The sequence below is a fragment of the Streptomyces canus genome, assembly GCF_030816965.1.
Taxonomy (GTDB): Bacteria; Actinomycetota; Actinomycetes; order Streptomycetales; family Streptomycetaceae; genus Streptomyces; species Streptomyces canus_E.
This window is the reverse complement of record NZ_JAUSYQ010000002.1, coordinates 7,545,215-7,565,079: the sequence shown is the minus strand read 5'-3', so window position 1 is coordinate 7,565,079 and position 19,865 is coordinate 7,545,215. Positions and strand designations below refer to the sequence as shown.

Sequence of the window (19,865 nt, the reverse complement as noted above, 5' to 3'; positions counted from 1 at the left end):
CGCACCGCCCACGGGGCCGGGTCAGTAGATGTCACGCACATAGCGCTTGTCCGCGGCGAGTTGCTTCACATAGGCCGCCGCGCCCGCCTCGTCCAAGCCGCCGTGGAGGACCGCGATGTCCCTGAGCGCCCGGTCGACGTCCTTCGCCATGCGGGAGGCGTCGCCGCACACATAGAAGTGGGCGCCGTCCTGGAGCCAGGACCACAGCAGCGGGCCGTGTTCGCGCATCCGGTCCTGGACGTAGACCTTTGCGCGCTGGTCACGGGAGAAGGCGGTGTCGAGGCGGGCGAGGGTGCCGTCCGCGAGGAAACCGGTCAGCTCGTCCTCGTAGTAGAAGTCGGTCGCCTTGTGCTGTTCGCCGAAGAACAGCCAGTTCGGGCCCCGGTGGCCGAGGGCGCGGCGCTGCTCCAGGAAGCCGACGAAGGGGGCGACGCCGGTGCCGGGGCCGACCATGACCATGGGCGTGCCGGAGTCGGCCGGCGGGCGGAAGTGCGGGGAGCGCTGGACGTGCACGGGCACCGGGGTGTCCGCGGCGGCATCGGCGAGGAAGGGCGAGCAGACACCCTGGCGGGGCCTGCCGTGCAGGTTCTCGTAGCGCACGACGGAGACGGTCAGCGAGACGAGGTGCGGGTCGGTCAGCGGGCTGGACGATATGGAGTACAGACGCGGCTGGAGGCGTCCGAGGGTCTGCGTCCACTCCTGCGGGCCGGCCGTCACGCCGTACTCCGTGATCACGTCCACGGCCTGGCGGCCCCAGCCCCACTTGGCGAGCTCGTCCTTGTTGTCCGGACGCAGGAGCTTCTTCAACTCCCGTGGGTCCCGGGTGCGTTCGGCGACGAACCGGAGCAGGCCGGGGGTGATCCTGGTGATGTCGAGGTGCCGCAGGAACGCCTCGCCGAGCGGGACCTCTCCCACGCCGTTCAGGTCCACCGCGGCCCCGGCGTCCAGACCGGTGACCGCCAGCCACTCCTCGACCAGGTCCGCCGAGTTGAGCGGCCGGATGCCGAGGGCGTCCCCGGCGTCGTAGAGGAGCGGGCTCTCGCTGTCGCGGGTGTCGAAGGTGAACCTGCGGACCTCCTTGCCGGCGCCGGGCAGGCTCAGGAGGCGGTTGCCGGTGAGGCGGGCGAGGACGGGGACGGGCTTCTTCGAGCGGGACGAGGCGGCGGGGGCCGTCCGGGGGGCGGCCGGGACTGCCTGGATCAGCGTGGGGGCCGAGGGCACGGTGTCGGCCGCCGGGGTGTCGGACAGCGCCGTCAGAACCTGGTCCAGCCAGCCGTGCGCCGCGTCCTCGAAGTCCGGTTCGCAGTCCGTGCGCGGGGCCAGCCGCAGCGCGCCCAGTTCGTCGAGCCGCTGGTCCAGACGGCGGCCGTGCCCGCAGAAGTCGTCGTACGACGAGTCGCCGAAGGCCAGCACCGCGTACCGGCGACCCTCCAGGCGGGGCGTGCCGGGGTCGGCCAGGGTCTCCCAGAAGCCGCTGCCGTTGTCGGGGGCGTCGCCGTCACCGAAGGTGCTGGTGATGAGCAACAGGTCGGCGCCGGGCGGCAGTTCGCCGAGGTCTGCCTGGTCCATGCCGACCATGGAGGTGCTGTGGCCGGAGGTGGTGAGCCGCTCGGCGGTGGCGGCCGCGAACTCCTCGGCGTTGCCGGTCTGCGAGGCCCACAGGATGACGACCTCACGGCGCAGGACCGTGACCGAGGACTGTGTGGCCGAGACCTGTGTGGGCGCGAACTGTGGGGGCGCGAACTGTGTGGCCGCCGCCCGTGAGTACATCCCGGCGAGTGTGCCGTTCACCCAGAGGGCGTGCTCGGGGCTGAAGGGCGCGTCGGGCGGCAGGACCGGCACGCCAGGGGCGCCCGTCGAGATGCCCGCGAGAAAGCCGACCAGGTACTGGCGTTCCTGTGCGGTGAGCACGGGCGGCGGGGCGGGAGCGAGCCCGAAGACACCCGCGGCGGCCGCGGCGACGGAAGCGTGGGCGTGGGTGCCCTCCGGGACCGCCGGTGCCGAGGCGGGCATGGCCACCGCGCTCGGGGCGCCCCCGCCGTGTCCCACCGCGCCGCCCGACCCACCGGCCGAGCCCGCCGCAGGCGTCCGCACCGTCACCGGCACAGCCACCTTCGTCAGCGACACCGCGCACACCTTGAACTCCGGCTGGAACGACAGCGGGTCCACCGCGTCACTCGTCACCGCGTTGACGCTCAGGTACTCCCCGAACAGGTCGTTCCAGTGGAAGGGCGCGAAGCAGCACCCCGGCCGCACCCGGTCCGTCACCACGGCCGGCAGCACGGCCCGGCCGCGTCGGGAGGCCACCTCGACGGAGTCACCGTCGGCCACACCCAGGGCCGACGCGTCCTGAGGATGCAGTTCCACGAAGGGCCCGGGGTTCAGCTTGTTCAGCTTCGCCACCTTCGCCGTCTTGGTCAGCGTGTGCCACTGGTGCTGGAGGCGCCCGGTGTTCAGGACGAAGGGGTAGTCGTCGTCCGGCATCTCGGCCGGCGGGATGTGCGGCCGGGCGTAGAAGATGCCCCGCCCGCTCGCGGTGGGGAACGTCAGCGAACCGTCCTCCCCCACGTACCGGATCGGGTTCCGGTCCGGCCCGTCCGGACTCGCTGCGGGCCACTGCACCGGCGTCTCCCGCAGCCGCTCGTACGAGACCCCGCGCAGATCCCAGCCCGTCTTCGGGTTCCAGGCCTGCTTGATCTCCTCGAAGACGTCCTCCGCGCTGTCGTAGGAGAACCCCTTCTCGTACCCCATCTCGCACGCGACGGCCGCGATGATCCGCCAGTCCGCCATCGCCTCGCCGGGCGGGTCGGCCACCGCCGGGGTCAGCGTGAGGTTGCGCTCGCTGTTGACGAAGACACCCTCGCCCTCCGTCCACAGCGCGCCGGGCAGCACGACGTCGGCGTAGGCGTTGGTCTCGGTGTCGGCGAAGACGTCCTGCGTGACGACGAACTCGGCGGCCTCCAGGCCCTCGATGACCGTGCGACGGTTGGCGACGGAGGCGACCGGGTTGGTGCAGATGATCCAGCAGGCCTTGATCTCGCCGTCGGCCATCTTCTGGAACATCTCGACCGTGCCCCTGCCGACGCCGTCGGCGCGCAGGGTGTCCGGGGGCAGCTCCCAGAGCTCCTCCATGAAGGCCCGCTCGTCGTCGACGAGGACGGACCGCTGGCCGGGCAGGCCCGGGCCCATGTAGCCCATCTCACGGCCGCCCATGGCGTTGGGCTGGCCGGTGAGGGAGAAGGGGCCGCTGCCGGGGCGGCAGATGGCGCCCGTGGCGAGATGGAGGTTGACCAGGGCGTTGGTGTTCCAGGTGCCGTGGGTGGACTGGTTGAGTCCCATGGTCCACAGGCTCATCCACTCACCGGCCGATCCGATGAGCCGCGCCGCCTCCCGGATGTCCGCCTCGGCGAGGCCCGTCATCTCGGCCACCGCGGCGGGCGAGTAGTCCGCGAGGAACTCCGGCATCGCCTCCCAGCCCTCGGTGTGGGCGGCGACGAACTCGGGGTCGATGTGGCCCTCGGCGTGCAGCAGGTGCAGCAGGCCGTTCAGCAGCGCGAGGTCGGCACCCGGCTTGATCTGCAGGAACAGGTCCGCCTTCGCGGCTGTGGCGGTGCGCCGCGGATCGACGACGATCACCTTCGCGCCCGCCGACTTCACCCGCTCCATCATCCTGAGGAACAGGATGGGATGGCAGTCGGCCATGTTGGAGCCGATGACGAAGAACAGGTCGGCCTTCTCGAAGTCCTGGTACGAGCCGGGCGGGCCGTCCGCCCCGAGCGACAGCTTGTAGCCGGTGCCGGCGCTGGCCATGCACAGCCGGGAGTTCGACTCGATCTGGTTGGTCCGCACGAACCCCTTGGCCAGCTTGTTCGCCAGGTACTGCGCCTCCAGGCTCATCTGGCCGGAGACGTAGAGCGAGACCGCGTCGGGGCCGTGCTCGTCGATGATCTCCCGCAGCCGCCGGGCCGTCTCGGTGATGGCCACGCCGACGGCTTCCGGCACCGGCTCCTCGCCCCGCTCGGGCCGGACCAGGGCCGTGGTCAGCCGCCCGGGCGCGGCGAGCAGGTCGGCGGTGGTGGCGCCCTTGGTGCAGAGCTTGCCGAAGTTGGCGGGGTGCTCCTTGTCTCCGGACGCCTTCAGGACCGTACGCCGTCCGTCCGGGCCGGTGCCGATGTCGAGGACCAGGCCGCAGCCCACACCGCAGTACGAGCAGACCGTCCGCACCACGGGCACGCCTCCCTGAGCTCAACCGATTCGATCTCCTACGACCGTACGAAATGCCCATTACGCAGATGTCTCCCGAGCCGTTCATCAGGGGTTACACCGCCCGCACACCTCACCGGCCAGTGTTGTGAGCGCTTTCGTGCACCGGAGGAGCCCCGAACTGAGGCGACACAGATTTGGAACGGTTCCATTTCTTGAACCATTCGTGTTTATGGGGGTAGGTTGGTCGCATGACCGCCCCCCGGCTTCCGAACACCGCCGACGAGCTGCGCGGTGCCGGCCTGCGGGTGACGGCCGCGCGCGTCGCCCTGCTCGAGACCGTCCGGGCCGGTGACCACCTCGCGGCCGACGCGATCGCCACGGGAGTGCGCGACCGTCTCGGCCACATATCCCTCCAGGCCGTGTACGAGGCCCTGCACTCGCTCACGGCGGCGGGTCTCGTGCGTCGCCTCGAGCCGCCCGGCAGCCCGGCGCGGTTCGAGGGACGGGTCGGGGACAACCACCATCACCTGGTCTGCCGGTCGTGCGGGGCCGTCGTCGACGTCGACTGTGCCGTCGGTCACGCGCCCTGCCTGACAGCTTCCGACGACCGCGGCTTCTCGATCGACGAGGCCGAGGTCATCTACTGGGGCCTGTGCCCCGACTGTTCCCCCCAAAGGCTTACTTCAGCACCGTGATCCACCCAGTTCGGAAGGACTGAAATGTCTGAGAACCCCGATGCAATCGTCACCGACCCCAAGGCTGAGGGCGCCGGTGGCTGCCCGGTCGCGCACGGGCGCGCCCCGCACCCCACCCAGGGCGGCGGCAACCGCCAGTGGTGGCCGGAGCGACTGAACCTGAAGATCCTCGCCAAGGACCCGGTCGTGGCGAACCCGCTCGGTGCGGACTTCGACTACGCCGAGGCCTTCCAGGCCCTCGACCTGGACGCCGTGAAACGGGACATCGCCGAGGTGCTGACCACCTCGCAGGACTGGTGGCCCGCGGACTTCGGCAACTACGGCCCGCTGATGATCCGGATGGCCTGGCACAGCGCCGGCACCTACCGCATCAGCGACGGCCGCGGCGGTGGCGGCCGTGGCCAGCAGCGCTTCGCGCCGCTGAACAGCTGGCCGGACAACGGCAACCTCGACAAGGCCCGCCGTCTGCTGTGGCCGGTGAAGAAGAAGTACGGCCAGTCCATCTCCTGGGCCGACCTCATGATCCTCACCGGCAACGTCGCCCTGGAGACCATGGGCTTCGAGACCTTCGGCTTCGGCGGCGGCCGCGCCGACGTCTGGGAGGCCGACGAGGACGTCTACTGGGGTCCCGAGACCACCTGGCTCGACGACCAGCGCTACACCGGTGACCGTGACCTGGAGAACCCGCTCGCCGCCGTCCAGATGGGCCTCATCTACGTCAACCCCGAGGGCCCCAACGGCAACCCGGACCCGCTGGCCGCGGCCCGCGACATCCGCGAGACGTTCCGCCGCATGGCGATGAACGACGAGGAGACCGTCGCCCTCATCGCCGGTGGCCACACCTTCGGCAAGACCCACGGCGCGGGCCCGGCCGACGCGGTCGGCAACGACCCCGAGGCCGCCTCCATGGAGGAGCAGGGCCTGGGCTGGAAGTCCACCCACGGCACCGGCAAGGGCGGCGACGCCATCACCTCCGGTCTCGAGGTCACCTGGACCACCAAGCCCACCCAGTGGAGCAACGACTTCTTCGACATCCTCTTCGGCTACGAGTGGGAGCTCACCCAGAGCCCCGCCGGTGCCAACCAGTGGGTGGCCAAGGACTCCCAGGAGATCATCCCGGACGCCCACGACCCGTCGAAGAAGCGTCGGCCCACGATGCTCACCACCGACCTCTCGCTGCGCTTCGACCCGATCTACGGCGAGATCTCCAAGCGCTTCCACGAGAACCCGGACCAGTTCGCGGACGCCTTCGCCCGCGCCTGGTACAAGCTGACCCACCGTGACCTGGGCCCGAAGTCCCTGTACCTCGGCCCGGAGGTCCCGGCGGAGACGATGCTGTGGCAGGACCCGCTGCCGCAGACCGAGGGCGAGACCATCGACGCCGGCGACATCGCGTCGCTCAAGGCCAAGGTCCTGGAGACGGGCCTGACCGTCTCGCAGCTGGTGTCCACGGCGTGGGCCTCGGCGTCCACCTTCCGCGGCAGCGACAAGCGCGGCGGCGCCAACGGCGCCCGCATCCGTCTGGAGCCGCAGCGCGGCTGGGAGGTCAACGACCCCGAGCAGCTCGCCCAGGTCCTGCGCGTCCTGGAGGGCGTCCAGGCCGAGTTCAACACCGGTGCCAAGAAGGTCTCCCTGGCCGACCTGATCGTCCTCGCGGGTGCCGCGGCGGTCGAGCAGGCCGCCAAGGACGCGGGCTACTACGTGGAGGTCCCCTTCACGCCGGGCCGCGTGGACGCCACCGAGGAGCACACCGACGTCGAGTCCTTCGCGGCGCTGGAGCCGGTCGCGGACGGCTTCCGCAACTACCTCGGCAAGGGCAACCGCCTGCCGGCCGAGTACCTGCTGCTCGACAAGGCGAACCTGCTCACCCTGAGCGCCCCCGAGATGACCGTCCTCGTCGGTGGTCTGCGGGTCCTGGGCGCCAACCAGGGCGGCACGGCGCACGGCGTCTTCACCGACCGTCCGGGTGTCCTGACCAACGACTTCTTCGTCAACCTGCTCGACCTGGGCACGACGTGGAAGTCCACCTCCGAGGACCAGAGCGCCTTCGAGGGCCGCGACGCGGAGACGGGCAAGCTGAAGTGGACCGGCACCCGTGCCGACCTGGTCTTCGGCTCCAACTCCGAGCTGCGCGCCCTCGCGGAGGTCTACGCGAGCGACGACGCGAAGGAGAAGTTCGTGAGGGACTTCGTCGACGCGTGGGTCAAGGTCTCGAACCTGGACCGCTTCGACCTGGTCTGATCGACTGAACGACGCAGGGGCCGGTCCACACGGACCGGCCCCTGTGTCATGTCCGGGCGAGCGTGGCCACGAACTTCCCGAGCCGCGCGATCCCCTCGCGCAGTTCGTCGGCCGAGGCCGCGTAGGACAGCCGTACATGGGTCTCGGCGGTCCCCACTCCGAAGTCCCGCCCCGGTGTGAGGGCCACGTGCGCCTCCTGGAGCGCCCTCCCGCAGAACTCCCACGAGCTGAGCCCGGTGCCGCTGACGTCGAAGTACACGTAGAACGCGCCGTCGGGCGGCACGGGCACCGGCAGCCCGATCTGCGCGAGCCCGTCGAGGACGAGGGCCCGGCGTCGCCCGAACTCGGCCCGCCGCTCCTCGCACACGGCGAGCGACTCGGGCGTGAAGCAGGCGAGCGCGGCGTGCTGGGCGGGGGTGGAGGCACAGATCATGTAGTTCTGGGCCAGCCGCTCCAGCGCGGGCACCAGCGCCTCGGGCACGACACACCAGCCCAGCCGCCAGCCGGTCATCCCGAAGTACTTGGAGAAGCTGTTGATGACGACGGCTTCCTGGTCGTACGACAGCACACTGCGCGGCGGCCGCCCCTGCGCGTCGTGATCACCGAGGTCGAGGTAGATCTCGTCGACGATCCGCCAGGCGTCCCGCTCCCGGGCGAGCTCGCAGATGGCCGCCAGCTCGTCGGCCGGGACGGAGGTGCCGGTCGGGTTGGAGGGACTCGCGACCATGATCCCGCGGGTGCGGTCCGTCCAGTACGACCGCACCGCGGCCGTGTCCAACTGGTACCGCGACCCGGCGCTGGTGGGGACGAGGGTGACCCGCGCCCCGAAGCTCTCGGCGATCTGCCGGTTGCAGGGGTAGGACGGGTCGGCGATGAGCACCTCGTCCCCCGGGTCGACGAGGGCGGCGGCGCCCAGCACCAGTGCCGCCGACGCCCCCGCGGTCACGACGACCCGGCCCGGATCGACGTCGACGCCGTGCTGATCGCCGTAGAACCGCGCTATGGCCTGCCGCAGTTCGGGCAGCCCGAGCGCCCCCGTGTACGTCATGGGCCTGCTGCCCACGGCCTCCCGCAGCGCGTCCAGCACGGCCGGCGGCGCCCCGAAGTCCGGTTCTCCGAGACTGAGCTTGACGACGCGGTGCCCCGCGGCCTCCAGCGCCGCGGCGTGCTTGCCGAACTCCATGGCGTAGAACGGCGCGACGGACTGGGCGCGCTGCGAGATCCTCATGCGGGAATCATGCCAAAGTCGACGAAGGCCGGAGAACCCGCAGGTCAGACCTGTTCGGAGAGCTTCGGCTCGGTCCGGGCGGCCCGGCGTTGGCGTATCACCGCGTAGACCACCACGGCCAGGGCGACCAGGGTGGACAGGACGACCTGGTCGCGGCCGCCGCCGTCCGCGGTGTCGGTGAGCATGTAGCCCAGGACGAAGGTGATCAGGGCGATGGTGGCCCAGGTGAGGTAGGGGTAGAGCCACATCCGGACGACCAGCTTCTCCGGCGACTCCCGCTGGATGATCTTTCGCATCCGCAGCTGGGAGAAGCAGATCACCAGCCAGACGAACAGGGCGATCGCACCGGAGGCGTTGAGCAGGAACTGGAAGACCGTGTCGGGCCACAGGTAGTTGAAGGCGACCGCGACGAAGCCGAAGACCACCGAGGCCAGGATGGCCGCCTGCGGCACGCCGCGGCCCGTGGTCCGCCCGAACGCGGCCGGGGCGTCGCTGCGGCGGCCGAGCGAGAAGGCCATGCGCGAGGCCGTGTACAGACCGGAGTTGAGGCAGGACAGCACGGAGGTCAGCACGATGGCGTTCATGATCTGGGCGGCGTGCGGGATGCCGATGGAGCTGAGGGCGGCGACGTACGAGCCGTCCTTGAGGATGGCCGGGTCGTCCCAGCGCAGCAGCGACACCACGATCAGGATCGAGCCCAGGTAGAACACCGCGATCCGCCAGATCACGCTGTTGGTGGCCTTGGTGACGGCGGCCCGCGGGTCGGCGGTCTCACCCGCGGCGAGGGTGACGATCTCGCTGCCCATGAAGGAGAAGACCACCATCAGGACGCCGGTGAGGATCGCTCCGGGGCCGTTGGGCAGGAAGCCGCCGTGCGCGGTGAGGTTGGAGAAACCGGAGGCCGGGTGGTCCGAACCCGGCAGCAGCCCGAAGATCGCGAGCCCCCCGACCACGATGAACGCGGCGATCGCGACGACCTTGATGCCGGCGAACCAGAACTCGAACTCGCCGTAGGAGCTCACCGAGACCAGGTTGGTGGCGGTCAGGACGACCATGACGATCAGGGCCCAGCCCCACTGCGGGACCGCCGGCATCCAGCCGGCCAGGATCTTGGCCCCGGCGGTCGCCTCGACGGCGAGCACCACGACCCAGAAGAACCAGTACAGCCAGCCGATGGTGAAGCCGGCCCAGCGGCCCAGCGCACGGTCGGCGTAGGCGGAGAACGAGCCCGAGGTGGGGTTGGCCGCGGCCATCTCGCCGAGCATGCGCATCACGAGGACGACGAGGACGCCGACGAGGGCGTACGAGACGAGGATGCCGGGGCCGGCGGCGGCGATGCCGGAGCCGGAGCCGACGAACAGGCCGGCGCCGATGACGCCGCCGATCGCGATCATCGACAGGTGGCGGTTCTTGAGTCCGGCCTGCAGGCCACCGGACTGAGCGGGAGGGGTTTCGGGGAGGGTTGCGGTCATGGACCGGGAAATTAGTTCAGCACGATCAAAAAAAACAGTCTTGTTTAACTGTTCAGGTTGCTCTATTTTCCGTACATGCAGAGCACGCCGTGCCGCCGTCCCCCGTAACGTCGCTCAGCAGGCCGTTAGGGTGGCGTCGTGGTGAACGCAGCGGGCAAGTTCGGGCCCTACAACCAGGCGGCGCCCGCGCAGGTCGGCGGGGTGTGGGACACCCGCGTCCTGGCCGGCCGGGGCACCACGGGAGCCGAACTCGTCCGGTCCAGGATCGCCCTGCGGATACGGCTGAGGTCCGTGGCGCCGGGCGACCGGCTGCCGGACGCGGGCGTCCTCGCCGAGGAACTGGGAATCAGCGAGATCACTGTGCGCCGCGCGCTGGAGGCCATGTGCCAGGACGGCCTGCTCGACCGCCGTCGGGGCCGGTCGGGCGGCACCTTCGTCGCGGCCGACTGGGACGCGGTCGTCGCCGTGCTGCACGACGCCGACGAGACGGCCTCGCTGGAGTCCTTCCATCTGCTGCTCGAATGCGGCCTCGTGGCGCACGGTGCGGGTGAGGTCCCGGACGGACGGCTCGACGGACTGCACACCCTGGTCGAGGAGCTGGACCTGGCCGAGGACCCGGCCCGGCTGCTCGAACTGGAGACCCGCTTCCACCTCGACCTGGCCGAGGCGCTCGGCGGCGTCGGGATCCGTGAGTTCGCCGCCGACCTGCTCGGCCGCCAGTGCCTGCTGGGGCCCGCGCCGGCCGCTTCGGTCGTACGGGCCCGCAACCGCTGCCACGCCGAGCTGCTCGACGAACTCACCCGCGGCGCGATGGACCCGGCGGTACGCGCGGTGAAGGCGCACCGGCACGCCGGCCTGAACTGACCACTTCTCCCCTTTCCTGTGCCGCCGACCTCGCTGAAGGAGCTGTCCCATGCCGGTACCCGGACCTGTCGGCCGCTCGTCGGCATCGGGCCCCGCCGGCGGCGCGCCGCAGCGGCTGCGCGGCGGTGTCCTCGGCATGGCGGACATCGCCGCCGCCACGATGGCCAACGTCGGTCCGGCGATGAGCTTCTTCTTCGGCTTCGCCTTCCTCGCCACCACCGCGGGGATCGCGTCCCCGCTGACCATCGTGGCGGCGGGGGTGGCGGTCGCGCTGCTCGGCAACACACTGGCCGAGTTCTCCCGGGCCCACCCCTCGGCGGGCAGCTTCACCACCTTCGTCGGCAAGACCTTCGGTCCGGTCAGCGCGGTGACCACGGCCCTGCTGGCCGGACTCGGCTACATCATCGCGATGGCCTCGGTGATCGCGATCTCGGGTGGCTTCGTACAGATCACCCTGCACCACTACACGGGCGTCGACGTGCCGTGGATCGTCTGGACGCTGCTGCTCACCGGTCTTTCGGTGGTGCTGATGCTGCGCGGGATCGTCGTCTCCACCAAGTGGGCCGGCTACTTCTTCGGCGTGGAGATGCTGGTGCTCGTCGTGGTCTCGGTCGCGGCGATCATCGAGCATCGCGGCGCCCTGTCCGCCGCCCCGTTCCTGCCCGGCCATCTCACCCACGGCCTCAAGGGGCTGGCGGCCGGATTCCCTCTGGCGGTGTACCTGTTCATCGGCTGGGAGAACTCGGCGGCCCTCGCCGAGGAGACGGAGAACCCACGGCGCAACGTCGGCCGCGCCGTGTTCTCCTCGGTCGCGATCATGACGGTGAGCTACATCCTCTTCTCCTACGCCACGGTGACCGGCTTCGGCTACGACCTGGACCGGCTCGGCGCCTCCCCCATCCCGTTCATCGACGTCGCCCAGCACACCCTCGGCGCGCTGGCGTTCCTCGCCTACGTCGGCGGCCTGACCTCCACCCTCGGCGTACTGATCGCGGGCATCAACTCCCAGGCTCGCCTGGTCTTCAACGCGGGGCGCGAGGGACTGCTGCCGTCCTTCTTCGGCTACGTCCATCCCACGCGCCGTACGCCGAACAACGCGATCGTCGCCTTCGCCGTCATCGCGCTGCTGATCATCGGCGGCTGGGGCCTGGGCCATCTGCTCGGATCCGGCGGCGGTTCGATGAACCCCGTGGTCTTCTTCACGGAGTCCTCCAGCCTGGGCGCCATCCTGATCCTGCTGGTCTACCTGGCGTCCAACATCGCCCTTCCCCTCTACTACCGCCGATACCGCCCCCAGGAGTTCCGGCCCGTCCGCCACCTCGTCCTGCCCGCGATCGGCGCCTTCGCCATCCTGGTCCCCCTCTACTACCTGGCCAAGCCCGGCCAGCCGGCCCCGTACAGCTGGTTCCCGTACGCCGCCCTGGTCACGTTGCTCGCGGCCATCGGCTACGCGACCCTCCTGGTCCGCCGGGACCCGAGCCTCGCGGAGCGCGTGGGATCGGTGGTGGCGGACGCGGAGTGAGCCGGGGTCACCGGCCGAGCCGGCCGTCGAGTTCTCCTCGAGCAGTTCCCCGAGATGCCCTGGCCGGGACTCTCAGCTCGTCACCCTCGGCGCCCGGTGGATCGGGCCGGTGGTCCGGGTCAGGGATCGGCCCGTGCCCCGGTGGGCTTGGGCGATGATCTCCGCGGTGATGGAGACGGCCGTCTCCTCGGGCGTGCGGGCTCCGAGGTCGAGGCCGATCGGGGAACGCAGCCGGGCCAGGTCGCCGTCCGTGACGCCCTGCTCGCGCAGGAGGCGCAGGCGCTCGTCATGGGTGCGGCGGGAGCCCATGGCCCCCACGTAGGCGACGGGCAGGTCGAGTGCCAGGCGCAGCAGGGGGATGTCGAACTTGGCGTCGTGGGTGAGGACGCAGACGGCGGTTCTCTCATCCACCTCGGTGCGTTCCAGGTAGCGGTGGGGCCAGTCGACGACCACTTCGTGCGCGTGCGGGAAGCGTGCCCCGGTGGCGAAGACGGAGCGGGCGTCGCAGACGGTGACCCGGTAACCGAGAAAGCGGCCGGCCTGACTGAGGGCGGCGGCGAAGTCGACCGCGCCGAAGATCAGCATGCGGGGGCGGGCGGCCGCCACGTGCACCAGGACGGACAGGTGCTCGGGGCATCCGTCCCCTGTCCCCCCGACATCGACGCGGGCGGTGCGGCCGGCCCGCAGCAGAGCCCTGGCCCGGTCGGCCACCGCCCGGTCCGCCGGCCCGCCGTCCACCCGCCCGTGGGCGGAATGGTCGTCACCGAAGACGCTGAGGGTTGAGCCGAGGAACACGTCAGGGCCGTCGACGACCTGAGCCACGGCAGCCGGTCGGCTGTGGACGACCTCGGTGAGGGCGTCGACGAGGTGCGGCCGGGCCGTGGGGTCGATGCGCTGGACGAGGACGTCGAGTTCGCCGCCGCAGGTCAGTCCGACGGCGAAGGCGTCGTCATCGGAGTAGCTGAACGAGGCGCGCTGGGGGGCACCTCGGTCATGCAGCACCTGCCGGCACAGTTCGTAGACCGCGCCCTCCACGCAGCCACCGGAGATGCTGCCGACCGCGTCGCCTTCGTCGCCCACGGCGACCGACGTACCGACCGGCAGCGGGGCGCTGCCGCGCACGGCGACGACGGTGGCCAGGGCGAAGGGGCGTGCCTCGCGGCACCAGCGGTGCAGTGTGTCCGCGATGTTCAGCATGGTTCTCCACGGCAGGACCAGGACGGTAGGTGAGCGGGCCGCCGCCACGACGCGGGGAAACGTCACGCGACGGCGGCCCTGAGAGGTCCGGCAGCCGGGCGGGTGAGGCTGCCGGACGAGCGGTGTGCGCCCCGCCGGACCGAAGTCCGCGGATCAGAGCAACGCCTCCGCGGTGATGGGAAGTTCACGGATGCGGCGGCCGGTGGCGTTGAAGACCGCGTTGGCGATGGCGGGCGCCACGCCGATCATCACGAGCTCTCCGAGGCCCTTGACGCCGAGCGGGTCGGCCTCGCGGTCCTCGCCATCCAGGTAGACCGCCTTGAGGTCGGGGATGTCGGCGTTGACGGGCACGAGGTAGTCGGCGAGGTTGGCGTTGACGATCCGGCCGTCGCGATGGTCGGTGGCCGTGTGCTCCAGCAGGGCCGTGCCGATGCCGCCGACCATGCCGCCGAGGGCCTGGCTGTCGGCGAGCTTGGGGCTGATGATGCGTCCCGCGTCGTAGACGCCGAGGACCCGCCGCACCCGCACCAGGCCGAGCGTCGCGTCGACGGCCACTTCGGCGAAGGTGGCGTTGTAGCCGTAGAAGGAGTGTCGTTCCGGGCCCGTCGGCGGCGCGAAGGAGCCGTCCGCGTCGAGGTGGGTGCGGTCGTTTCGGGCGAGCAGGCTCTTGTACGTCTCCCCGCGCGTGGGATCGTTCTTCACGTGCAGTCGGCCGCCCCGGACCACCACATCGTCGGCCGGCACGCCGTACAGCGGTGACTCGCGGTCCTCGACCGCCAGTCTGATCGCCTGGCGGCGGACCTTGTTGCAGGCGTCGAGGGTGGCGGAGCCGACGCTGGCCATGGTCATCGAGCCGCCGTGCGGTGGGGTCGGCGGATAGAGGGAGTCCCCCAGCCGGAAGGTGACCGTGCGCACGGTCAGCCCGAGGGCGTCGGCGGCGACCTGGGTCTGCGAGGTGTACGTACCCGGGCCCATGTCGGTGGCGGCGGCCTCGACCAGCGCGGTGCCGTCGGCGTCCAGTCGGGCCCGGGCCTGGGCCGGCGCGCGTGCGGTGTCGTAGACGCCGGCGGCCATGCCCCTGCCGATCAGCCAGTCCCCCTCACGCGTGGAGCGAGGCTCGGGATTGCGGCGGTGCCAGCCGAACTCGCGGGCGCCCACCGTGTAGCACTCGCGCAGCCGGCGGGTGGAGAACGGCAGCCCACTCGACTCGTCCTCGTTCGGTTCGTTGCGCCGGCGCAGCTCGATCGGGTCGACGCCGAGCTGGTGGGCGAGTTCGTCCATGGCCGACTCGATGACGAAGGAGGCCGTCTGGAAGCCGGGGCCGCGCATGTACAGCGGCGTGGGCAGATCCAGGGGCACCGTCCGGTACCTCTGGCTCACGTTGGGCATGCTGTAGAGCATCTGCCCGGCCGCCAGGATGGACTCGGTGAACGTCTCGTACGACGACGTCTCGGCGTCCAGCTCGTGGACCGCGGCGGACAGCCGGCCGCGCCGGTCGCTGCCCAGTCGCAGGTGGTACTCGTAGGAGGGCCGGAAACCGGTACCGAGGTACATCTGCTTGCGACTGAGGACCAGTTTGACCGGACGCTTCGTCTCGCGGGCGGCCAGCGCGGCGACGACCACGTGCGGCCAGCAGCGCAGGGCCGTGCCGAAACCGCCGCCGACGAACGGTGAGATGACGCGCACCGCGTCCGTCTCCAGGCCGAACACCGCCGCGAGTTCGGTCTGCGTGCCCACCACCCATTGGGTCTTGTCCCACACGGTGAGCCTGTCGCCGTTCCAGCGGGCGATGGTGGCGTGCGGCTCCATCGGGTTGTGGTGGTTGCGCGCCGTGCGGTACGTCAGGTCCAACCGTACGGCCGCCGAGCGCAGGGCCGCTTCGGCGTCACCGCGCGCGTAACGGGTCGGCTCGTCCGGCTCTGCCTGGGCAAGATCGGTCGAGGGCTGTTCGGCGTCGTAGCCGACCTTGACCAGACTCGCACCGTGCTGCGCGGCTTCCAGGGTGGCGGCCACCACGACGGCGACCGGCTGGCCGTGGAAGCGGACGCGGTCGTCCTGGAAGACGCGGAGTCGCCGGCCGGGCGGATTGTTCGACCCGGAGTTGTCGCGGTACGGCAGCTTCGGCGCGTTGCGGTGGTGGAGCACCTTCAGTACGCCCGGAAGGGCTTCGGCGGCGCCGCTGTCGATCGACGTGATGCGACCGCGGCCGATGGCCGCGTCGACGATGACGGCGTGCACGGACCCGTCGACGTCGTGCTCGGCGGCGTACAGCGCCTGGCCGGTGACCTTGAGCCGGCCGTCCACCCGGGACAGCGGCGCACCCACGGCTGCCTGCGGCTGGGGGCTCACTTGGTACCTCCTACGACGCGCAGCTGGCGTGCGACAGTGCGCTTGAGCAGCTCGACCTTGAAGCGGTTGTGCTGCAGGGGACGGGCGCCGTCCGCCGCCTTCGCGGCAGCGGCCGACCAGAGGGCCCCCGAGGGGCGTTCACCGAGGAGGTGCTGCTCGACGGCGGGCAGCTTCCAGGGCACCGTGCCCACGCCCCCGGCGGCGACCTTGGCCTCGCGGATCACCCCACCGCGTACGTGCAGCGCGACGGCCGCCGACGTCAGGGCGAACTCGTAGGACTGCCGGTCCCGCACCTTCAGGTAGCCGGACCTGAGCGGACGCGGAAGAGCGGGGATCTCGACCGCCGTGATCAACTCGCCTTTACGCAGGGCCTGTTCGCGTTGTGGGGTACTGCCGGGCCGCAACAGGAAGTCGGAGAAGGGGATGTGGCGTGCCCCGTCCGGACCCAGCAGGTGCACCCGGGCCTCCAGGGCGGCGAAGGCCACGGCGGCATCGGACGGGTGCGTGGCCACGCAATCGTCGGAGGTCCCGAGGATGGCGTGCGTGCGGTTGACGCCCTGCAGCGCGGCGCAACCGGAGCCGGGCTCGCGCTTGTTGCAGTCGGCGGTGACGTCCCGGAAGTACGTGCAGCGGGTGCGCTGCATGATGTTGCCGCCGATGGTCGCCATGTTCCGCAGCTGGGCCGACGCGCTCAGCTCCAGCGCCTCGGAGACGACGGGATACAGGGTGCGCACCTTCGCGTGGGCGGCGGCCTCGGACATGGTCACCAGGGCGCCGACGCGCAGGCCCCCGCGCTCGGTGACGGTGATCTCGCTCAGCGGCAGGCCGCTGATGTCGACGAGCGTCTCGGGGCGTTCGACGGTCTCACGCATGAGGTCGACCAAGGTGGTGCCCCCGGCGATGTAACGCCCGCCCCGGCGACCGGCGTTGAGGGCTTCACGGGTGTCGGAAGCCCGGGTGTAGGAGAAGGGATGCATGGCGGCCGATCCTCACTTCCGGCCCGCGGTCTGCTCCACCGCGCGCACGATCTTGACGTAGCAGCCGCAGCGGCAGATGTTGCCGCTCATCCACTCCCGGATCTCCTCCGGCGAGTCGGTGTGGCCCTCCTGGATGCAGCCGACACCGGAGACGATCTGTCCGGGGGTGCAGTAGCCGCACTGGAAGGCGTCCTGATCGATGAACGCCTGTTGCAGCGGGTGAAGTCGATCGCCCTCGGCCAGGCCCTCGATCGTGGTGACGTCGGCCCCCTCCAGACGCACCGCGAGCGTCAGGCAGGCGTTGTGCCGCTGCCCGTCGACCAGGACCGTGCACGCCCCGCAGGCCCCGGCGTTGCAGCCCTTCTTGGAGCCCGTGAGGCCGAGGTGCTCGCGGAGCAGGTCCAGCAGTGAGGTGCGGTTGTCGACCGTCACGGTATGGCGGGTGCCGTTGACCGTCAGGGAGACACGACTGGACGGCGGCCTCTCGGCGGCCGTCGCTTCCTCCGGGTCGGCGAGGAAGGTGCCTCCGATCACGCCGCCCGCGACGACGGCACCACCGACCGCGGTGCTGGTGGCGATGAACGTGCGCCGGGTGGGCGCCGGGGAGGACTCGTCGGCTCCGGTGGGGGGTGGAGCGGCAGGTTCGGGGAGTTCGGTTGACATACGTACGCCTTCGTATCGCTGACGGATCGGCCGTACACAACAGCGGGACGGGAGTCTGGATCGTCGTCACCGCGGGGAATCGGGCAACCGCGCGCTTCGGCGGCGGCGATCGCTCACCCCGGGAGTCTCGCACCACCGGCAACGCTCGTGGCAGGGAGACTTTCCTCCCCCTTTACGCTCCGTCAGGAGCGAGTGGCCGACGTCATCGGGGGCACTTTCGCGCGGGATGCGGCAGGGCGGAGCCGCGTCGCCCCGGTCGTGGACACGTCCGGGGCCCGCGACGTCCTGAGTCGGCCTGGCCTGCGTGATCGGGGGGCCGGGACTACCGGTTGCGGGTGCGGGAGCCGGTGTACTGCTGGTCGGTGACCGGCTCGGCCCAGGCGGTCTCGGGGGTGCCGTCGTCCGTGCCCTCCCACAGGGCGATGTGTTCCATGAACCGGTCGGGGGCGGCGCCGTGCCAGTGCTCCTCGTTCGGCGGGCAGGCGACGGTCTCGCCGGGGTGGGCCTCGAAGACGGTGCCGTCCCGGGTACCGATCAGGGCGATGCCGGAAACGACGTGCAGGGTCTGGCCCACAGCGTGGGAGTGCCAGTTGGTGCGGGCGCCCGGCGAGAAGCGGACCAGGTTGGCGCGCATCCTGGACGGGGCCTGTCCGGCCACGATGACGTCCCACCACACGTCGCCGGTGAACCAGTCCGCCGGGGCCTTGCTGCTGGGCTGCTGCTTGATGAATTCCATGATCTCTCTCTGCTCTCTTTCGTGGGGGGCTGTTTCTAGCGGGCGACGTAGCCGCCGTCCACGGGGAGGGCGACGCCGATGACGAAGCCCGCTCCGGGGCTGCACAGCCACAGGACCGCCTGGGCGATCTCCTCGGCGGTGCCGAGCCGGTTGACGGGCTGGTCGGCCTCGGCCTCGGCGCGGTCGAGTTCTCCCTTGGCGATCATGTCGCTGACCATGGGGGTGTCGATGGTGCCGGGACAGACGGCGTTGATGCGGATGCCGCGCGGGGCGTATTCAAGGGCGGCGCTGGTGGTCAGGCCGATCACGCCGTGTTTGGAGGCGTGGTAGGAGGCGCGGCCGGGGAGACCGACCAGGCCGCCCAGGGAGGAGCAGTTGACGATCGCGCCGCTGTCCTGTGCGCGCATGTGCCGCAGTTCGTGCTTCATGCAGGCCCACACGCCGCGGAGGTTGACGGCGTTGACGCGGTCGAACCTCTCGGCGGGTTCGTCGGCGGCGTCGCTGGGCGGGATCTGGATGCCGGCGTTGTTGTAGGCCATGTCGAGGCGGCCGAAGGTCTCCACGGTCCGGTCGACGGCGGCGGCGACCTGGTCCTCGTCGCTGACGTCACACGTGAGGGCGAGGGCCTGGTGGCCGGCGTCGGTGAGTTCCTTCGCGGCCGCGTTCAGGGCCGCCTCGTCGATGTCGGTGAGGGCGACGGCGGCTCCGGAGGCGGCGAACGCGCGGGCGGTCGCCAGGCCCATACCGGCGCCGGCGCCGGTGACGAAGGCGACCTGGCCGGTGAATTCGTATGTGGGGTTCATGTGGTGTTGTCCCTTCGAGTACGGCGGTGTCGCGGTGCGACTGTGTCGGGGCCGCCTGGACGGGCTCGCGGCAGGGCGTCGCCGGTCCGCGGTCGGACGGTCTGGCCGCCGTCGACGACCAGGGCGTGGCCGGCGGCGAAGGACGCGGCGTCCGAGCAGAGCCAGAGCACGGCGGCGGCGATCTCGTCCGGCGTGCCGAGGCGTCCGATGGGCTCTTCCGCGATCAGGGCGTCCCGTCCTCCGGGTGTGCTTGCGGCGAAGCGCTGGATCATCTCGGTGTCGATGATGCCGGGGCACACGGCGTTGACGCGGATGTTGGATGCCGCGTGGTCGAGGGCGATGGAGCGGGTCGGGCCGATGACGCCGTGCTTGGCCGCGGCGTAGGCCGCCTGTCCCTTGAAACCCTTGACGCCGGCGCCTGACGAGGCGTTGACGATCGCGCCGCCCCCCTGCCGGAGCATGAGGGGGATCTGATGCTTCATACAGAGGAACATCCCGGTCAGGCTGACCCCGACGACACGGTCCCACTCGTCCTTCGCGATGTCCGGGGCCGGCGTGACCGGCTGCTCGACGCCGGCGTTGTTGAACGCCGCGTCCAGTCGTCCGAACGCCTGGACGGTGTCGCCCAGGGCCGACGTGACGTCGTCTTCACTGGTGACGTCGCAGGTGAGGGCCAGTGCCCGGCCGCCCGCTTCCTCGACGACCGTGCGGTCTCCCGCAGTCCGTCCGCGGAGAGGTCGGCGAGGGCGACGCGGGCGCCCGCGCGGGCGAAGGCGACGGCGGTGGTGCGGCCGATGCCGGAGCCGGCTCCGGTCACGAAGGCCACCTTGCCGGTGCAGGTCGCGTTGCTCACGGTCATGGGCAGAGTCCTCTCGCTTGCCGGTACGTGGCCGGGTATGTCCGCCGTACGCT

The 19,865-nt window shown here is 71.0% G+C and carries 13 protein-coding genes and 1 pseudogene; 4 read left to right on the top strand and 10 right to left on the bottom strand.

The window, feature by feature from the left end:
• Positions 1 to 21: 21 nt before the first annotated feature.
• On the bottom strand, positions 22 to 4,227 hold the full coding sequence (locus tag QF027_RS35780) for a bifunctional nitrate reductase/sulfite reductase flavoprotein subunit alpha (RefSeq protein ID WP_307082621.1): 4,206 nt from the start codon (positions 4,225 to 4,227) through the stop codon (positions 22 to 24).
• 227 nt (positions 4,228 to 4,454) lie between these two features.
• On the opposite strand from QF027_RS35780, the gene QF027_RS35775 reads away from it, so the two are divergent.
• On the top strand, positions 4,455 to 4,901 hold the full coding sequence (locus tag QF027_RS35775; protein ID WP_306975313.1) for a Fur family transcriptional regulator: 447 nt from the start codon (positions 4,455 to 4,457) through the stop codon (positions 4,899 to 4,901).
• Between the two features lie 24 nt (positions 4,902 to 4,925).
• Positions 4,926 to 7,142, top strand: coding sequence for a catalase/peroxidase HPI (katG, locus tag QF027_RS35770; protein WP_307079258.1), 2,217 nt, complete (start codon positions 4,926 to 4,928; stop codon positions 7,140 to 7,142).
• A 46-nt stretch (positions 7,143 to 7,188) separates the two neighbouring features.
• Here the strand turns inward: katG and QF027_RS35765 are convergent, their stop codons facing one another.
• A complete protein-coding gene (locus tag QF027_RS35765) occupies positions 7,189 to 8,370 on the bottom strand; it encodes a pyridoxal phosphate-dependent aminotransferase (RefSeq protein ID WP_307079256.1) in 1,182 nt (393 codons plus the stop codon).
• Positions 8,371 to 8,414: 44 nt separating this feature from the next.
• Entirely contained in the window at positions 8,415 to 9,842 is a 1,428-nt protein-coding gene (locus QF027_RS35760; protein ID WP_306975319.1) for an amino acid permease, read from the bottom strand.
• Positions 9,843 to 9,980: 138 nt separating this feature from the next.
• Between QF027_RS35760 and QF027_RS35755 the strand changes: the two genes are divergently transcribed.
• Together QF027_RS35755 and QF027_RS35750 are read left to right on the top strand one after the other, a co-directional pair.
• On the top strand, positions 9,981 to 10,706 hold the full coding sequence (locus QF027_RS35755) for a FadR/GntR family transcriptional regulator (RefSeq protein ID WP_306975321.1): 726 nt from the start codon (positions 9,981 to 9,983) through the stop codon (positions 10,704 to 10,706).
• Between the two features lie 49 nt (positions 10,707 to 10,755).
• Positions 10,756 to 12,228 carry an APC family permease gene (locus QF027_RS35750; protein ID WP_306975323.1) on the top strand — a complete coding sequence of 491 codons (1,473 nt, stop codon included), beginning with the start codon at positions 10,756 to 10,758 and terminating at the stop codon, positions 12,226 to 12,228.
• Positions 12,229 to 12,300: 72 nt separating this feature from the next.
• On the opposite strand, the gene QF027_RS35745 is transcribed toward QF027_RS35750, so the two are convergent.
• The 7 genes and pseudogenes from QF027_RS35745 to QF027_RS35715 form a co-directional block, all read right to left on the bottom strand.
• Positions 12,301 to 13,425 (bottom strand): XdhC family protein, encoded by a 1,125-nt coding sequence (locus tag QF027_RS35745; protein ID WP_307082618.1) that lies wholly within the window; start codon positions 13,423 to 13,425, stop codon positions 12,301 to 12,303.
• A gap of 153 nt (positions 13,426 to 13,578) precedes the next feature.
• Complete coding sequence (locus QF027_RS35740) at positions 13,579 to 15,774, bottom strand: xanthine dehydrogenase family protein molybdopterin-binding subunit (protein WP_307079253.1); 2,196 nt, start codon at positions 15,772 to 15,774, stop codon at positions 13,579 to 13,581.
• Positions 15,771 to 16,751, bottom strand: coding sequence for an FAD binding domain-containing protein (locus tag QF027_RS35735; RefSeq protein ID WP_306975327.1), 981 nt, complete (start codon positions 16,749 to 16,751; stop codon positions 15,771 to 15,773). The genes QF027_RS35740 and QF027_RS35735 overlap by 4 nt, the downstream gene beginning before the upstream one ends.
• 12 nt (positions 16,752 to 16,763) lie before the next feature.
• Positions 16,764 to 17,414, bottom strand: coding sequence for a (2Fe-2S)-binding protein (locus QF027_RS35730; RefSeq protein WP_306975330.1), 651 nt, complete (start codon positions 17,412 to 17,414; stop codon positions 16,764 to 16,766).
• A gap of 322 nt (positions 17,415 to 17,736) precedes the next feature.
• On the bottom strand, positions 17,737 to 18,150 hold the full coding sequence (locus QF027_RS35725) for a (R)-mandelonitrile lyase (RefSeq protein WP_307079251.1): 414 nt from the start codon (positions 18,148 to 18,150) through the stop codon (positions 17,737 to 17,739).
• A 35-nt stretch (positions 18,151 to 18,185) separates the two neighbouring features.
• The gene (locus QF027_RS35720; RefSeq protein WP_307079249.1) at positions 18,186 to 18,953 is read right to left on the bottom strand and encodes a glucose 1-dehydrogenase; all 768 of its coding nucleotides are present in this window, start codon (positions 18,951 to 18,953) and stop codon (positions 18,186 to 18,188) included.
• A gap of 95 nt (positions 18,954 to 19,048) precedes the next feature.
• A pseudogene (locus tag QF027_RS35715) lies at positions 19,049 to 19,812 on the bottom strand (glucose 1-dehydrogenase); the annotation flags it as partial.
• Positions 19,813 to 19,865: the final 53 nt, after the last annotated feature.

Bases quoted from the DNA above. Each gene is read 5' to 3' on its own strand.
- QF027_RS35775 (WP_306975313.1), top strand. From the start codon at position 4,455: ATGACCGCCCCCCGGCTTCCGAACACCGCCGACGAGCTGCGCGGTGCC.
- katG (WP_307079258.1), top strand. From the start codon at position 4,926: ATGTCTGAGAACCCCGATGCAATCGTCACCGACCCCAAGGCTGAGGGC.
- QF027_RS35765 (WP_307079256.1), bottom strand. From the start codon at position 8,370: ATGAGGATCTCGCAGCGCGCCCAGTCCGTCGCGCCGTTCTACGCCATG.
- QF027_RS35760 (WP_306975319.1), bottom strand. From the start codon at position 9,842: ATGACCGCAACCCTCCCCGAAACCCCTCCCGCTCAGTCCGGTGGCCTG.
- QF027_RS35750 (WP_306975323.1), top strand. From the start codon at position 10,756: ATGCCGGTACCCGGACCTGTCGGCCGCTCGTCGGCATCGGGCCCCGCC.
- QF027_RS35745 (WP_307082618.1), bottom strand. From the start codon at position 13,425: ATGCTGAACATCGCGGACACACTGCACCGCTGGTGCCGCGAGGCACGC.
- QF027_RS35735 (WP_306975327.1), bottom strand. From the start codon at position 16,751: ATGCATCCCTTCTCCTACACCCGGGCTTCCGACACCCGTGAAGCCCTC.
- QF027_RS35730 (WP_306975330.1), bottom strand. From the start codon at position 17,414: ATGTCAACCGAACTCCCCGAACCTGCCGCTCCACCCCCCACCGGAGCC.
- QF027_RS35725 (WP_307079251.1), bottom strand. From the start codon at position 18,150: ATGGAATTCATCAAGCAGCAGCCCAGCAGCAAGGCCCCGGCGGACTGG.
- QF027_RS35720 (WP_307079249.1), bottom strand. From the start codon at position 18,953: ATGAACCCCACATACGAATTCACCGGCCAGGTCGCCTTCGTCACCGGC.